The following is a 16,734-nucleotide window of genomic DNA, read 5'->3' as shown; positions in this document are numbered from 1 at the left end:
TTTGAATAAATCTATTTTTTCATCTCATACAATTTTTTTCATAAAGAAACCTCTTTTATCTAGTGGATGTATGATTAGCTAATGACTGATAGTTTAAGTAAAAAACTTGAATCTAGATTAGATGATAAATTAATTTCAAAATCAAAGAGAAAGCATTTGGAAGATGGTTTCAAAAAAGGCAAAGTCATCAATGAAGTTTTAGATAAACCAACTGTTATGACACTATACAAAATGATTACTGATCATATTATTGCATATGTTAATGGTTCAGTTAGTGCTGGAAAAGAATCAGTACTCTTTTGGGCAGTTGATGAAAATGATAATAATGTTGCATTAAAAATTTATCTTGTAAGTACATCTAATTTTAAAAAACGTGAACCCTACATTCTTGGAGATCCTAGATTTTCTAATTTAAAAAAAGGAACAAAAAACCTTGTTTATTTATGGGCAAAAAAAGAATTTCGAAACTTAATTCAGTGTTATGATTTAGGAATTCCTGTTCCAAAACCATTGTATCTTGTTAAAAATGTGCTTGCAATGGAATTTGTTGGTGAAAATGGCTCTCCTGCAAAACAATTACTTAATTCTGAGGTTAATGAAGATGATTATAAGCAGGCAATCTCTATAATCAAAGATCTCTATCACAAAGCACAACTTGTACATGGTGATTACTCTGAGTATAACATTTTCAAAACTAAAAATGGCTTGATTGTTTTTGATATGGGTTCAGCAGTTGATCTTAGACATCCAAATTCACAGGAATTTCTTAAAAGAGATATTAAGAACATTACAAAATTCTTCAATAAAAGGGGAATATCTGTTGAAGATCCAGATAAATTATTTGAGGAGATAACTAAATGAGCTTTGAAAAACTACTTCGCATTCCAAATGATCGAATTGCTGTCTTAATTGGAAAATCAGGAGTAGTAAAATCTAACATTGAAAAGTTATGTCATGTTTCATTAGATGTTGATGGTGACACAGGTGAAGTCCTTATTAAATCTCAAGGTGATGTTGAAAAAATTCAACCATTCAAAGCTATGGAAATAGTTACAGCAATTGGTAGAGGATTTTCACCTGAAAATGCTTTGACTTTGTTGAAAGGAGAAAATGCGTTGCATGTAATAGATCTTAGAGAGTTTGCAGGAAAATCTAATGCAAATGTTGAAAGGATAAAAGGGAGAATTATTGGAGAAGGTGGGAGAGCAAGAAGAAATATGGAAAATCTAAGTGGTACTCATATCTCAGTTTATGGAAAAACTGTTTCAATTATTGGTGATGCTAGTAAATTACGTTTAGCAGTTGATGCAATTTCTTCAATATCAAGTGGAAGTATGCATGGTGCTGTTTATGATAAATTGGAAACTGCAAATAGAAAAGCTAAACAAGAAAAAATGAAATTATGGGAAGATCAAGATGTCTTTGATTAAAGAAAAATTTAATCAAATTTCTCCTAGTGAGTTTTTTTATAGTAATCGTGATTTAGCGGGCTTTAGTAATCCAACTCGCTCACTTTATACAGCTGTTAGAGAATTTGTTGAAAATGCTTTAGATGCATGTGACCAAAAGGGAATTCTTCCTGATGTTCATTTGACAATCAAGGCTGTTGAGCCTGAAAAACCTGATCCTAAGCCCTATATTTTGACTGTAAAAGATAACGGTCCGGGTGTAGATTCAAAACATATTCCACTTGCATTTGGTACAGTTCTTTATGGTTCAAAATTTGGCTTAAAACAAGCAAGGGGAATGTTTGGACTTGGTGCAACTATGGCAATACTGTATGGCCAAATTACAACTAACAAACCTGTAATTGTTAAAAGTTCAGTTGATGGAAAACTCCAAGATGAGTTTGAATTATTGCTAGACATTCAAAAAAACAAACCTGTAATTGTAAAACATACTACAAAAGAGACTTCAAAACATGGTCTTTCAGTAAGTATTTGTTTAGAAGGAGATTACTCAAAAGCTGGAAATAAAATTCGTGATTACGTTTATGAAACTTCGTTAATTACTCCTTATGCATCAATTACATTTGATGATCCTAAAGGAGAAAAATTTCAACATCCGCGATTTGTTAAAGATATCCCACCAGCTCCTACAATAATTAGACCACATCCACATGGAATCGATGTTGAAAGAATCCGAAGAATGATTGTTGAATCCCAATTTGAAATACCAACAATTGATGATGCAATGATTGAAAAAGTTAGAAAGGATTTGGGTCTATCAAAAAAAAATCTAAGCTTTACTGCAATAATGGAAAAAGCAAGAAAAAAATGGAAAACTTTACCACGTCAAGTTCGAGTTGTTATTGCCTTGATGTCATTTCTTAAAATGGATTTTGAGAAATTAAGTAAAATCACAATAGAAGATTTAGATATTCCAAACAAAAAATTACATTACTGGGATTTTGGTGAGTCTCAATCAAAATCCATTGATATGGATCCTGAAAGTCAATACTATAAACAATTAACAAATACTGTTCAGGGTGAACCATTAACTACTTTCTTAACAAAAAGATTTCAACGAATTGGACCTACAACTGCAAATAAATTTGCAGAGTTTTCAGGATTTAAGCCAGAAAAAAGAATGGGCACAATGTCTAATCAGGAACTAGTTCAACTTAGTGATTCTTTGCAAAAATTTGAAGATTTTCTAGCACCTGATCCTAGTTGTCTTGCTCCATTGGGCGAAGCACCACTTGAAAAAGGCATTAAAAAATTCTTTAATCCTGATTTTACTGCTGTAGTCCAGCGTCCTGCCTCAGCATACTCAGGATTTCCATTTATTGTTGAAATGGGAATTGCCTATGGCGGAGACATCAAAACTGGAGGGCCTCATGTATACCGATATGCAAATAGAATCCCATTGTTATATGATGAGGGTAGTGATGTTGTTCTAAAAGTTGTAAATGATACTGATTGGGGTCGCTACAAAGTCAAAGGCGATCCTCCATTCATCATTGTATCTCATATTTGCTCAACTAGAATTCCATACAAAACTGCAGGAAAAGAAAATGTTGCTGACAGACCTGAAATTGAAAGAGAGCTTAGATTAGCATTACAATTCTTGTCAAGAAAATTAGCAGCATATATGTCAAAAAGAGGACAAGCTGAAATGGCAAAAAAACGAGCCAATTTGTATGCAAAATATATCCCGTTAATTGCACAATTTTGTACTGAGCTTGCAGGAAAAAAGAAAGAACCTAATTACAAGAAACTAATTGATGAAGAAATGCCAGTAGAAACTTCAAAAACTGTAAAGGAGACAAAAGTTGAAAACGAATAAAATCAAAGAACGAAGTAAGAAGGCAGACGAAAAACAAAAAAGTATTCTTGAGATGCTTAAAAGTCATGGCGCAAAAATTTATGATGATTTAGATCATGGCCAATTTCCCAAATTTTCAATTCCAAGCAGATCCGTAAGTAACATTGTTTATGATAAAAAACTTAGACAATACATTTTGGGAAATAATGCTGCTTTACGTAGCTCAAGAAACTCGTCACAACTACGTTCCTTTACTCAATTAATGTGGTTGGCATTTTTTGCAAATCGATTAACACAAGAAAAAAAATCCTCCACTTTAAGAGATGTCTATTATTCATCTCAGGCATTTGCTATTGAATTTGAGGACCAATCTGAATCTGATAATATTATTGTGGATTTAGAGGCTGTAACTTCAAAACCCAGAGAAGATTTTCATATTTTTCCTGAAGAGAGAAGCTCTATTTTTGGTGATTTGAATATTGAATATACTATTCCAGGTTATGAAGGTAAAACAATGAATCTTTCAAATCACCCTGATGGTTATTCCATTGGTCCAAGTTTGACTACTGCTGAATTAGTTGATACTAGTGCTGAAATTGTAATTGCAATTGAAAAAGGTGGATTATTTACTCGATTTGTAGAAGAACAAATTGATAAAAAATTCAAATCTATAATTATCAATACTGGTGGTCAAGCTCCTCGTTCAACTAGAACATTATTGAAAAGATTACATGATGAGATGGGATTGCCTGTAATTGTTTTAACTGATGGGGATGTGTATGGAGAACATATTGCCATGGTAATAAAATCTGGTTCTGCAAATGCTGCACATTTAAGAGAGCTAACTGTTCCAGATGCAAAATGGGTAGGTGTTTGGGCTACTGATATTGAAAAATACAAACTCCCAACAATTCCAATGACTGAATCGGACATTAAGAGATGTTATGATCTTCAAAAAGATCCAAGATATGAAGATGGAATTTGGAAAAAAGAGCTAGATGTGTTTTTGAGATTAAAAAGAAAAGCTGAACTGGAAGCCTTTTCAAAGTATGGTTTGACAAATATCACAGAGAAATATTTACCACAAAAATTGGAACTAGCAAAAAGTCTCTGATTATTTTATTCGTAGTGTTAAAACACCATTTCTATATTTGAAATCAAAAATTTGCATATTATTTGCACCTTCAATTGGAACCTCTTTTGAAAATCCAGCAGTACCACGAATGTATAACATACCATCAATTAATCTTACAGAAATTTTATCCTCGGGTCCAGGAACTTCGGCCACAAATACAAACTCTCCCTCTCCTTTAATCAAGTCATAAACCCAATTCTTTGTTTCTTGTTCTCTTGATTGAGTGTATGATGGTTTTTGATCCTTTGTCATTTTCTTTAAAACCCTAACCCAATAAAACATTGTAATTGCTGCTGCTCCAATTAAGATAAAACTGACAAATCCAGAATCTGCTCTTTGAGTCATAATGTAGATGATTCCTAAAAATAATATCACTATAATTGGAATAACAAAATTAAGTGATTGCTCATTTGAATATGCTCCCTTATAACTTGCCAAACAGTAAAATTCTTAATTTACCAAATATAAAGTATCTTTGGTATTTAGACAATCGTGTCCTTTATCTGCACTTTAATTCTATACTAGTATCGTGGAAATACACCCAGACGAAATTACCAGAACAAAAAATGACCCACTTACATTATTCTACTCATCATTAAGAGCAGAAGCCACAAAAACTGATTATGACAGAAAACTTCGCAAAGTTTTGTGTGAGTTTTTCAAACCAATTCTAAAAGGTGATCCTGAACTTGTAAAAAGAAAAGAATCTGAACCTAAAGCAAAGAAACAAGGTGTCAAACGACAATTCTCTGATGCAGACTTTGAGGTAAGGGCTGCAGAATTTGTAAACAGAGCAAAACAAGATCCTGATTGGGCAGAAGATGTTATGATGAAGCTTGGTGAAAAGTTCAAGGAACGTGCAAACCTTGCAAAAACTGATTCCAATTACATTAATCCCGTATCATTGAAGAACTATTTTGTTCCCATCCAGAAATTACTTGAGATGAACCGTGTCAATTTATCATGGAAGAGAATCCGTTCAACATTTCCTGAAATTGAAGGAAGAGATGAGACTCGTGAATATACTTATGCTGAAATCCAAAAGATGTTGCGCAACTGTAAAATCATGGACAAGGTTCTTGTTTTGCTTGCAACATCCTCTGGAATCAGGGCTGGAGCATTTACATTTCAATGGAAACATATTGTTCCAATCTATCTACATGAAGACAGATTTGTCTGGGAAGAACAAGACGTTACAGAGTCTGTCTCTCAAAAGGCACCAATTGCAGCTGCCATGATTAGGATATATGCAAACTCTAGTTCTGAATATGTTGCCTTTACAACCCCTGAATGCTGGAATGCTATACAACAGTACAAACAACAATGGATTTTAGAAATTGGTCATGAGCCAAAACCTGAAGATCCTTTCTTCAAAAAGAGCGGTCCATTTGTACGGGAATTATCTGAGATGGGATTACGTAAGAGATTGGAGCGTGTTCTAAAAGAGTCTGGAATTCGTCCACCACTGCCAAACGGAATGAGGCGACATAAAGTACCTGCATTTAATGGCTTTAGGAGATTCTTCAACAAGGCAAACAAAAAATCACTCTCAAGCACATCTGTATTGGCATCTCTAATTCTCAAGGAGACTATGATGGGACATGGTGGACTAATCCAATTAGACAAGAATTATTTTAAGTCGCATGTTGGTGAGTTGATTGAAGAGTATGTTAATGCAGTTCCAGCACTGACAATCTCTGAAGAACTGAAACTGCAAGCAGAAAATCTCAGGCTTTCAGAAGAGAAATCAGAACTTCAAGCAAAACTAGACGAAAGAAATAGCCTCAAAAAAGAAGTTGATGATCTTAAGGAGAACATGAATGACATAATTCAGCAAAAACTGGATGAATACAACAAACAATTCATCAAAAAGATTGAGCAGATCTATGATAAGGAAAACGAGTCACTAATTGAACGGCTTGATGAAATGGATGAAAAATTCATCAAGAAAAACAAATCTTGAGATGTATGTGTGTTACATGACGCAAAAATTGGATATGCTAGTTCCTTATTTCTACAAAACACAACCAAATTCATTTGATTTTTCATATTCCAACATGTCAACCCAATCCGATAGTATAGGTAACTTGGTTGGTTAGATTTTAGGAATAAAATTCAGTAAAAGCCCACCACAAATCCAACCAGTTTTGTTGTATTTTAGGCGTAAGTACCAACCAGTTGGTGTTGTGATTTTGTTGTATTTTAACAAAATTTTATACCTAAATCACAACACAACAACGATTTTCTTATAGTGTTTTTTGTTGTGTTGTGATGTTGTATTGTCAAAAAACACTACAATCCCCCTACCATTAAAATTACAATAAGTAACTGGTATGTCCAATTTACGTACGTGTGACATACGTCATGATCTTATTGGGGAATTGAACCAATATTACAAATCTCTATGAGAGATTCAAACTTTAATCAAAACTAAACTGACCGTCTGAGTGCTTATAACGGTTCAAAAATAAGATTCTAAATAAGAAGATCACGTGATTCAAATCATTCTAGGTTTAAACCCATAACGATTCTTATCGGATGGTTTCCGTGCGTATATAAACTCAAAAAAGAGATTCAGAAATTATTGTCAAGACTGATATTTTAAAAATAATTCATCTGCAATTATTTTTCCTTTATCTGTCAGGCTAAATCGATCTTTTTTTGATTCATCATTTCCAGATTTTCTTATTAATCCTTTATTTGCTAAAGACGTACCAAAATTTTTTTTAAAAAAAGTATCTTGCATCCAACCAAGATCTAACAATTTTTTAGTCATTTCCGATATTGATTGATTAGGTTCAATTTTTAACAAAATTAAAACTAAATTTTTAGTAGGCGTTTTATCAATTTTTTTAATTAAATCTTTAGGAAATTCAGTTACTGTGTTTAATCCAGTATGTGTTTCAGGGATTTTCTCTAATTCAGTAACACGATTTTCTAATTCAGATATGCGATTTTCTAAAATATCAATTTTATCCACACTACAAAATTGATTCTAGTATCTTTAAATTTTTCTTAGAATGTGTTTGCAGTTGTCCATCTTTGATTGAATTTGGTTTCTAACATGGATTTGATATCAGATACTTCGGATCCTTTGAAAAAAATCACAAATGATTCAGTACCACCAATATCTTTTATTCCATGACCTAAAAGAATCAAAGAATCACCAGTTATGATATATCTATCATGAAGTTCTTTACCATTGTTTATCTTTCTAACATGGACATTTTTGAATTCTCTTGTAAAATGAATTAAATCCCGAGAAAATTTTTGCTGTGTTTCACCTGTTCCTGGATCTGCTGTCAAAAATTTTATTGTACGACTTTTTCCAAATTTTTGAATTGTGTCTAGAGATTTTTGACCATAATATCGATCCACAATTTTAATTTCACCTTTAGTTTGTGAGAGGATTTCTTCAATTTTTTTACGAGCCGTATGTGGAGTTGATTTTTCAATAAACACCATTTTCAAGTTTTGATCATTCCCAAATAATTCTAGATGTTCTTTTCCCGGACGCATAAGCATGTAATAATTAGTTTTTTCCTCAGTTTTTTTGTCGATGAAACTTTTAGCATTTGCTTTACGTAATGCAAGAGCTACAGCTTTAGGCGATAAAGGGATTTTTCTTTTTTTAAGAACTTCAGATATTTGTTCTGAGGTAAAATAATCATCATCAAAACCATATTTTTCTTGTAAAACCCAAAGTACCCATAATGCTTTGTCCATGTCTTTTTCAAAAATCATTATGTCTGGAAAACTAGATAGATCATCCTTTCCAATATTTTTTAATGTTGTTGTAAAATTTGCCATAGTATTGTTTTTCTATAATTTACATATATTTAGGAAATTTTCTTATTTCTTTTTAACTTCTTTTGCTGGAAGATCATGTTCTACAAGATTTTCTCCTGCAATTGATAATTCAACAGTTCCAACTTCTTTTCCAGTTGTTAACCATTTCTTGTAAAATACTGTATCTCTAAAAAGCTGAACAATATTGAGAGGCTTTGGTTTTTTTATTTCATTGTAACAGAATAAGGCATGACCATATTTCAAAACGGGTATGTTTAGGTAATGTTTAAGGTAATAAGCAATCACAGTGACAATTTCTTGATTGGATTTTGGACATTTTTCTTCAAAGAATTTAGAAAATGAAGGTCGATTATCTTTTTCTTTAAGATCTAATGGAATTAATGAAAGATTAATTTTTTTCTGTTTTTGTTTTGATTTTTTCTTTGGGGATGAATTTTGTTTGGGTTTAATTGTTGGTAGTGGTTCTGTGGAATGAACTACGGGCATATTTTTTAGTGAGTTTGAAATTTTTTCCCAATAACTTTTAACGAATTCTTCAGAACCTTCAAGTTCCACAGTTCCTTCTTTTAGATTGACCTTTATTTTGGCATCTCCCATACCTTTTTACAAATTTATTCTTAAAATAAACATATCGAAAAATACTCAAATTTAGATCATATTTTACTAAATAATGAACATATGATCTTTTTAGATGTTTTTATTTTCAGGCAATCCTAAAATTCTTCTTACTTTATTGTATGTCTCTAATACAATTTTGCTTTCTCTCTCCTGAAACCCCATAAGGTGTTTGTATTTCAAAATTGTAGTCTTTTGCATCTCCATAATACATTCTAAAAACAGATTCAGAAATCACACATTTCCAGATAAGATTAGACATCGTTTCACCACATGTGTTTGCATATTCACTAATTGCATCTAGTTCCTTTTTTGTCACATTGGCTGAAATTGTAGACATAGATTATGCTAGATCATTCTAGATTATAATCAAATCTCAAAAATCGAATCTTAATAGATTAGTGTTAGAGTCTTGAACTAAAATCTATAGTCCCTTTTAAAGTCTAAATTAAAATACGAAACTGCGACAATACTCAATCAAGTATTAGAGATACTCATATTCATTAGAATGTTAAACTAATTTTATAAATTTCATTCCCCGTAACTCTACCAGTTTGAATCTGTAGAGTTCCTACTTTGAATGAAATTTACAAAAATACATTATCTGTCACTGTTTTTGTCTTATCAATTTTGGAACAAACATGAATATGACAAGAATTATCTCCAATCTACCAAGTATCATCAGAAAACTTGCAATTATCTTTCCTAATGGATCAAGATCAATTCCAAGTATTCCAGAGCCTAGACCTGCAGTAGTTATTGCACCAATAGTCTCAAAGTAAGAATCATAGAAGTCATATCCTTCACTTGACAGATACAACGCACCTACAAGCGGAAGTGTTGGAAACAATGCAAATATCAGAAGGGTTGTTGCAAGCTCGTTTTTGTCCTCTGCAAACCCCTTCTTCCAACCACTTGGTCTGAGTAACTTTCTAAGATCATACATATTCAGTATACGAAATATCTTGATTCCTCCTGCTGTGGAAAATCCACATCCTCCAATTATCATAAGTAATGTGAGAAATATTTTGGGTGTTGCATCAAGCACACTCATATCCACTACCTGAAAACCTGCTGTTGTACTTGTTGCAACGACAGTTATCACGTTGCTCATTGGATCTGTACCATACAAAACAGAAAACAGAATTATTGCACCTAAAAGCATCAGGAGGTATACCGTGACTTCTCGTCCCGTTTTTACTGAAAGAAACTTTGTCCTTACCAATCCGTAATGAAACCCAAATGGTAACGTGCCAAGTATCATGCCTATTACCAGTACTATTTCGCCACCAATCTGAAGCTCTGAGAACATGTTGGAATTTGGTAAAAACCCTCCAGTGGAAAGAGTGCTAAATGCAAGCGAAAAGTTATCCAGCATGTTATCTGATCCAAACACCCAAAACAAACCTGCAATCATTACGACATAAATGGAAAAAACTATGGTAATTGTCACAAACAATTCTCGTAGATTAGGTGTTGTACCTGAAATGAAACCTCTCATGTTGTGCAGTTTGCTTTCAGGATAAAATGCAGTCATTATCAAATAGATGAAGCTAAGGCCCCCTACAAACTGCGTGAAGCCACGAAAGAAGGTAAAGCTTTGTGGTAAATCTTCAGGTGTAGCAAACAGAGATATGCCAGCTGTTGTAAATGCCGCCGAGCTTGAAAAAAGACTGTTTGAAAACTCTTCTACAAAACCCATCTCACCATACGGAGAGATGTACATGTATGGTATGGTTCCAACAATAACCAGAATTACAAAGCTTGAAAATACAAGTATGGTCATTGCTTGCAAGCTAAGTGGATGTTTTTCACCATACGAGTTTAATAAAAATCCCAATGCCAGCAGTGTTGTTGCCATCATAAATATTCCAGATGCTACCTGAACCTCAAACATGAAGGTGGATACAAGTGCTGGAATTAACATGAGTAATCCTGCAAACTGTGTTACAGATCCCAGATTCCATAAAATTGATCTTACAGATGAAATTGGTTTTTTGTTTCTTTCAATGGAGCCATGAATCAACTCTACAATGGTATGCTGAAATATTAGTCCGATTACTTTGTTAGAGTCTGATATTACTGCAAGTTTTCTGATTTTGTTTTCTCTCATCTTATCTAGTGCATCTTTTAATGATGAATTGTGGGATATTGAAACTAGAGGAAACGACATGACATCTTCTAGTTTTGTTCTTGATGAACGGGCATGTTGCTCTCCTACCTTTCTTAGAATGTCTTCATCAGTTACAATCCCTACAGGATCTCCCACAGAATTTGTTACAATAATCTCATCAGAATGCTGTTTTTGCATCTGTGTACAGGCAGAAGGTATGAGTGTTGATTCATGCATGATTGTGATTGTCCTTTTCATGTACTGTGAAACTCGATACTTTAGAACATCTGGGATAGATTCTGATTCTGGCATTTAGCTTGACTTCTTTTTGGTATCTTATTTAGTATTGTGTAACAAAGGTAATTGTATTCAAAATATCCAGACTTACCTTTTTCTGGAGTATCAACTAAGACAGTCGAATTGTAAAAGGTGAAGAATAATCAATCTGGCTTTCAAAACTTGTTCTAAAATAATATAATTGAAACTTGAGACCAACAACGATTAGTTGTCTGGTGACAGTTTCTATTCTTGGTTGGCAATTTAGTATTAAGGGAATACTGAGAATTTGTATGAATGATTTCTCAGTGATAATTATAAGTAAAATTGTTCTAACTATAGTCATACCGATGAGGAGTCGTTTCATCCGAGTTTACCAGACCATAGTACTTCATAGTCGGGTCAGCTTTTGACCCGACTAACAAAAAATTAACTATTGGTACTGCTGTAAATTATTCGGACTCTTTATGAGTATCATATGTCAAGTTTGACTAATGCAAGTATATGTACACAAAGAGGTTCATGCATTTGAATATGTTTTCTTTACTGAATTTAAAAATGAAAATGAATTAGATTTTTGCTGTGAGAAACTAAAGAGATACGTTTCAATTGTAAAAGCTTGGAGCAGTAAAATTGGAAAATTCTGTATTGTAGAAAAAGAGACTCTTACACCGATTGATTACTGTCCTTTTTGCGGCGAGAAGATAGAATACGTTTCTGTGGAGTAGAAAATGAAAACTAGACTTTTACTATCTTTTACAATTATCGGAATTGCCTTATTTACAGTCTATGGCATATGGAACTCTACTGATACTCAAAAACAAACATTCCAATATTTGGTAGATTATGATGATCTACTTGTAAGAAGTGTGGGTATGTCAGTATACAAAACAGTAGAGAATCATCCAAACCAAGATTGCTTTCAACTTTCTTCACAAGAAGTAGAAAAATTCCCAGATGATTTTCTAGACGATTTGAAAAGTGCTTCTGAGGAGGAATTTCATGATTCTCCGCAAATCTACCCTCCAGGCGTGTATACTGGATATGGGATGACTGTAAAAAAAGAAGTGGCATTGGACCTTTTAACAAAATACAACTTTAATGAGACAAAAACTGTCTTTTCAGACAATATTGCTTCAATGCCTGATGCACAGTACCAATTTGATTGTTTTTTTGAATATGAAGACAAGCAATACATGTTGAGGATATCATTTCAAAATCAAATATCTGATGGGAATTTTGTTAATGTAAATTTCACCCAAAATTCTGGATTTCCACACATAGAGAATCAACACATCACAGTATTTTATGGTGGATTTAACAGCACAGTTCTGTTTCACAATAACTTGGATGAAGACGTGATTCTTTATTCAAATGATCCTGTAGTGAATTTTATTGATGCAGATGATGGAGATGTTCATGAAAATAGATTTGCAAAAACACTAAATGAATTTGAAACAGTAATTCCTCCAGGCAAGTTTTTCTCGTATTATTTCTCTCCATATGATGACAAGAATAACGAACCAATCTCATATGTTGTAAAACCGTTTGATCTTCAAGGAAGTGTTACTGTAAAACCATATCCTCGATGCATGACAGAAAATGATGTGACCTCCCTTTATGGAACCGTGAAAGTCTATCCAAAGTTTCCAAAGTATCTGCCAGAGGGATACTCTTTTGAATGCGGAGTGCACAATACAAACGCGTATGTGCATCTTGTTTATTTCACTGATGAGCAACGCTCAAAGTTTCCTGACACTCATAATTCTGCATTTGATAGAGAATTTTTCTCCGATGGTGGTCTGGTAATTGATTATTATGATGAGGCATGGAATGGTTGGATTGAAGATCCAAACTATGACAAGTTTGAAAAAGCACAAGAAAATTCAGAGCATCCACAATCAAAAACGCTTACCATTTCAGATCAACCTGCAGTTATGATTAAGGAGTATTCTTGGAAAGATGGAAAACAACAATCATTTAACAGATTGGAGATTTTTCTTGATGAAGAGCAAATTCGAATAAAGAGTAGTTTGGGTGAAGAAGAAATAATCAAAATTGCCGAATCCTTCTTTTGAAAATTAAAAAAATGACACAAACCTTCTCAAGTATTTGCAGAATACATTCTTAAAATCTATGACTTACTTTTTGATAAATTCGATTTTTAGCCCTTACTCGTAATTTTGTATTACAACAAGAACAACGAATCAAATCTGTTTGAATAAATCGTGTGCATATAGAACACCACTTTAACCCATTTTGATATTTTACTCCTCCATCAAATCTTTTTACCTTAAAACAAACACAATATCCTTTACATCTTGGTGCCAAGATGAACTGAAGAAAATTATCATACATAAGATCAGTGTATTGTAGTGTTTGCAAATGATTGCAAAATAAACCTCATAATTAAAACCAACATTTGGTATAACATCGCGTGGACAGAACAACTGTTATGTTTATAGGAGCTATCTCACTTGGAATAACACTTGGGGTTTTTTTCTTAAATGCTGAGTTTCCTTTACAATCATTTGCTCAAGACACTTCTGTCCATCATTCCCCCATAACACGTACATTTACTGTAGTTGCTGAGGATACAACATTGGAGATTTCTCCAGGTATACGAGTTGAAGCTTGGACATATAACGGAACAATTCCGGGTCCTACATTACGTGCAACTGAAGGTGACAGAGTTATTGTCAATTTCATCAACAATGGAAAACTTCCTCATACTATGCATTTTCATGGTGATCATAATGAAAAAAATGATGGAGTGTTCCAAGAAGTTCTTCCAGGAGAATCATATACCTATGACTTTATTGCAGAACCAGCAGGTGTCTTCATGTATCATTGTCATGTCATGCCAGTCTCTGAACATGTTAGAAATGGCTTGTATGGTGTATTCATTATAGATCCTAAGGAAGGATTGGAGCCTGCACGAGAATACGTACTAGTCAAAGGAGAATATGATTTGGAAGATCAAGAGACATGGACTCCTGATTATGTTTTCTTTAATGGTTACGCTGATCAATATTGGATGAATCCCTTACCTGCCAATACTAACGAATTGGTAAGACTGTACTATGTTGACATGGGTGCAATTCCTGCGTTTGGGTTTCATATTCACGGAACAATCTTTGATACAATAGTATCAGGAATATGGGAAAATGAACCAATAAAAACTCAGACGTGGGAAGTTGGACCTGGTAATGCTGCAATATTTGAGGCAAAATGGAAAGAACCAGGAAGATATCTCTTCCATCTACATGGAGTTCCTGAAGAAAAGGGAACCATGGCATACTTTGACGTTAGGGATGCTTCTGCTTCTGCAGTAGATGGAGAAACTATTGCAAAGACTAAATCTGTTGATATGTGGAATTGGCAAAAAGAACTCCTTACAAAATTGCAACTATCTGACAAAACTGCAAAAGTAACAAAAACTATTGCAAGCAAATCCAGTCATGAAGAACACACTATAGTTGCAAATCTAAATACCGATGAGTCACATATAGTTGAGACCACCATTTGTGAAGTAGAAGAAGGCTCTGCAGTAAAGTCTTCAAACAAGTCATACTATCCAAAGATTACGCAGATTCAAGCTGGTGATAGTATTACATGGACTAACAAAGACATCTCAGTTCATACTGTTACCAGTAATGATGACTTATTTGATTCAGGAATGATGATGCCTGGAGATACATTTGAGCAGACATTTGAAGAAATAGGTTTGTATGAATACTATTGCATGCTTCATCCTTGGATGACTGGGACTGTAAAATCTGTGTGATTATTTTTCAAAGGATAACTCCATCATCCTGTCTTTTATGTTCAAATCAATTTTTCTCTCAAATGCATCATTGAAAATTAATTCCAACACTGTTTTGTGATACAATGACCAGTTGTATCCTAAATCATGTTTTATGATGTAACTATGTTTTGAATCTTTTACAGAATGATTAATCTCAAAATCTGATATTTTCATTCTGGTTACAAACCATGAAACAAATGAATCTATGTCCATAGAACCCTTCATGAATGTGGCAATATCTGATACTATGCTTTGACCAATTTGTTTTGCAAGCTCAATTGTTTCCTGTTTTGAAAGTTTTTCAAACAGTGCACTAACAATGGGTTTTGCTATAGGAACCATGCCTACTTTAGGCTCAAACATATCCCAATCAACATATCTCGAAAAAATTTTGTTTGCCAAAACATTCAGACTTATTCCTTGTGATTCTGATTCTTTTCTAATTTTATCAAGAATTTCACTATCCAACCTAAATGACATTGTATCTGTTTTCTTTTTTTGACTAGTGCTCAATTATACCCCTCAATTTTTCTTCATTAATAATGTATGATGTTTGATATTTCCAAATCTTTTTTTGTTTGTACTCTGAGAAAATAAAAAATTGTTACTAGCCTAATAAACCGCTAGCAACAAGATATGCACCTGCTCCGATTCCTATCACTACCCCTATTCCCATACAGATAAGATCAAACTTTACGACCTTTTTGAATGGAGCATGAACCATTTTGTCCCAAATTCGGGTTTGTTGTGTTTTCATGATTATGATTTGATATTGTGATACATAGAATATCCTCTCTCTTGAAGATTACCAGTAAGCTTAACAGCTTACTATACTATATCATGTTAAATCACAATATAATGTCATGCGAGAACAACATTTCCCTAGACCAGAACTATGTGAATTTTTTTCACAATGTTCTCGCTTTACACTAATGGAGATAATATCATGAATTTAGTACTAAAACAAAAAGTAAAACTTGCAATACCTCGCCACAAAAAGGCGTTTTATGGATTCTATGTTATTGCAGCTGTTTCTATAGTGGTGTTATCGTTGATATTATAGGAAAATAACAAGTAAATTTCAGAAACGTTACAAAATAGAATTGATCTGGGTTCATTTTATTTACAAATCCTCAATTTTATTTATTAGTCCTAACTTAAAGCATATCAGAAATAATATCTCATATTGGCAATTAAAAAAATAAAGAAAAAAGTCAAGAAAGCTGCAACTAGAACTGCAAAGAAAGCAACTAGAACTGCAAAGAAGACAACTAAAACAACTAGTGGGGCAAAACCCGCATGGAAGCGTGCTGCTAAGAGAACTGTCAAAACATCAAAAAATAAACCAAAGCCAAGAAGAACCGTTGCTGCCAAGAAAGGCAAAGCCGTTACAAAAGCAGCATATGGCAGAGCAGCAAGACGAACAGTTACCCTAAGTGGTAAAGGTCCAAGAAAATTATCCAAGAAACCTGCCAAGAAAGGCAAAGCCATTACAAAAGCAGCATATGGCAAAGCAGCAAGACGAACAGTTAGAAAAAGAAGAGCTTAGTATTATCTGAACTCCTTTCTTCTTATTTTTCTACATTGTGTGATTCAAAAAATAATTCTATTCTCAACTCTGTTTCTCATCATTTTAAAAATAAAAATAAAGAAAACAATTCAAACATAAAACATCAGAAGAACTTTTCAATGATTAATTATGGATTTCAT

17 protein-coding genes are annotated in these 16,734 nt (G+C 33.3%); 9 read left to right on the top strand and 8 right to left on the bottom strand.

Annotated elements, in window-relative coordinates:
* Positions 1-81: 81 nt before the first annotated feature.
* From K5790_RS05985 to K5790_RS05970, 4 genes are read left to right on the top strand one after another with little or no spacing between them, the layout of a single operon-like run.
* On the top strand, positions 82-861 hold the full coding sequence (locus tag K5790_RS05985) for a serine protein kinase RIO (RefSeq protein WP_297593299.1): 780 nt from the start codon (positions 82-84) through the stop codon (positions 859-861).
* Complete coding sequence (locus K5790_RS05980; protein ID WP_297593297.1) at positions 858-1,430, top strand: pre-rRNA-processing protein PNO1; 573 nt, start codon at positions 858-860, stop codon at positions 1,428-1,430. Before K5790_RS05985 ends, K5790_RS05980 begins: the two co-directional genes overlap by 4 nt.
* Complete coding sequence (locus K5790_RS05975) at positions 1,417-3,288, top strand: DNA topoisomerase VI subunit B (RefSeq protein ID WP_297593295.1); 1,872 nt, start codon at positions 1,417-1,419, stop codon at positions 3,286-3,288. The genes K5790_RS05980 and K5790_RS05975 overlap by 14 nt, the downstream gene beginning before the upstream one ends.
* Positions 3,275-4,381, top strand: coding sequence for a DNA topoisomerase IV subunit A (locus tag K5790_RS05970; RefSeq protein WP_297593293.1), 1,107 nt, complete (start codon positions 3,275-3,277; stop codon positions 4,379-4,381). Before K5790_RS05975 ends, K5790_RS05970 begins: the two co-directional genes overlap by 14 nt.
* Here the strand turns inward: K5790_RS05970 and K5790_RS05965 are convergent, their stop codons facing one another.
* Positions 4,382-4,840, bottom strand: a complete 459-nt coding sequence (locus K5790_RS05965; protein ID WP_297593290.1) for an Hsp20/alpha crystallin family protein — start codon at positions 4,838-4,840, stop codon at positions 4,382-4,384.
* A gap of 91 nt (positions 4,841-4,931) precedes the next feature.
* Between K5790_RS05965 and K5790_RS05960 the strand changes: the two genes are divergently transcribed.
* Entirely contained in the window at positions 4,932-6,365 is a 1,434-nt protein-coding gene (locus tag K5790_RS05960) for an integrase (protein WP_297593288.1), read from the top strand.
* A 624-nt stretch (positions 6,366-6,989) separates the two neighbouring features.
* Here K5790_RS05960 and K5790_RS05955 read toward each other — a convergent pair.
* The 5 genes from K5790_RS05955 to K5790_RS05935 all read right to left on the bottom strand — a co-directional run bounded on the left by K5790_RS05955 (position 6,990) and on the right by K5790_RS05935 (position 11,252).
* Entirely contained in the window at positions 6,990-7,382 is a 393-nt protein-coding gene (locus K5790_RS05955) for a hypothetical protein (protein ID WP_297593286.1), read from the bottom strand.
* 35 nt (positions 7,383-7,417) lie between these two features.
* The gene (locus tag K5790_RS05950) at positions 7,418-8,212 is read right to left on the bottom strand and encodes a hypothetical protein (RefSeq protein WP_297593285.1); all 795 of its coding nucleotides are present in this window, start codon (positions 8,210-8,212) and stop codon (positions 7,418-7,420) included.
* A 42-nt stretch (positions 8,213-8,254) separates the two neighbouring features.
* On the bottom strand, positions 8,255-8,809 hold the full coding sequence (locus K5790_RS05945; RefSeq protein WP_297593284.1) for a hypothetical protein: 555 nt from the start codon (positions 8,807-8,809) through the stop codon (positions 8,255-8,257).
* A 133-nt stretch (positions 8,810-8,942) separates the two neighbouring features.
* Positions 8,943-9,167, bottom strand: a complete 225-nt coding sequence (locus K5790_RS05940; RefSeq protein WP_297593283.1) for a hypothetical protein — start codon at positions 9,165-9,167, stop codon at positions 8,943-8,945.
* 267 nt (positions 9,168-9,434) lie between these two features.
* Complete coding sequence (locus K5790_RS05935) at positions 9,435-11,252, bottom strand: potassium transporter TrkG (RefSeq protein WP_297593282.1); 1,818 nt, start codon at positions 11,250-11,252, stop codon at positions 9,435-9,437.
* A 458-nt stretch (positions 11,253-11,710) separates the two neighbouring features.
* Here K5790_RS05935 and K5790_RS05930 point away from each other — a divergent pair, with 458 nt between their 5' ends.
* The 3 genes from K5790_RS05930 to K5790_RS05920 all read left to right on the top strand — a co-directional run bounded on the left by K5790_RS05930 (position 11,711) and on the right by K5790_RS05920 (position 15,003).
* Complete coding sequence (locus tag K5790_RS05930) at positions 11,711-11,944, top strand: hypothetical protein (RefSeq protein ID WP_297593280.1); 234 nt, start codon at positions 11,711-11,713, stop codon at positions 11,942-11,944.
* 3 nt (positions 11,945-11,947) lie between these two features.
* On the top strand, positions 11,948-13,294 hold the full coding sequence (locus tag K5790_RS05925) for a hypothetical protein (RefSeq protein WP_297593279.1): 1,347 nt from the start codon (positions 11,948-11,950) through the stop codon (positions 13,292-13,294).
* A 359-nt stretch (positions 13,295-13,653) separates the two neighbouring features.
* Positions 13,654-15,003: a multicopper oxidase domain-containing protein gene (locus K5790_RS05920; RefSeq protein WP_297593278.1), complete on the top strand. Its 1,350-nt coding sequence runs from the start codon at positions 13,654-13,656 to the stop codon at positions 15,001-15,003.
* Here K5790_RS05920 and K5790_RS05915 read toward each other — a convergent pair whose 3' ends face one another.
* Positions 15,004-15,537 carry a hypothetical protein gene (locus tag K5790_RS05915; RefSeq protein WP_297593277.1) on the bottom strand — a complete coding sequence of 178 codons (534 nt, stop codon included), beginning with the start codon at positions 15,535-15,537 and terminating at the stop codon, positions 15,004-15,006.
* A gap of 94 nt (positions 15,538-15,631) precedes the next feature.
* A complete protein-coding gene (locus tag K5790_RS05910) occupies positions 15,632-15,781 on the bottom strand; it encodes a hypothetical protein (protein ID WP_297593276.1) in 150 nt (49 codons plus the stop codon).
* Between the two features lie 429 nt (positions 15,782-16,210).
* Between K5790_RS05910 and K5790_RS05905 the strand changes: the two genes are divergently transcribed.
* On the top strand, positions 16,211-16,573 hold the full coding sequence (locus tag K5790_RS05905) for a hypothetical protein (protein WP_297593275.1): 363 nt from the start codon (positions 16,211-16,213) through the stop codon (positions 16,571-16,573).
* Positions 16,574-16,734 lie beyond the last annotated feature (161 nt).

It is taken from the genome of Nitrosopumilus sp., from assembly GCF_025698945.1.
GTDB lineage: Archaea > Thermoproteota > Nitrososphaeria > Nitrososphaerales > Nitrosopumilaceae > Nitrosopumilus.
Note: the sequence above shows the minus strand (reverse complement) of the source record. Positions and strands in the feature narration are given on the sequence as shown.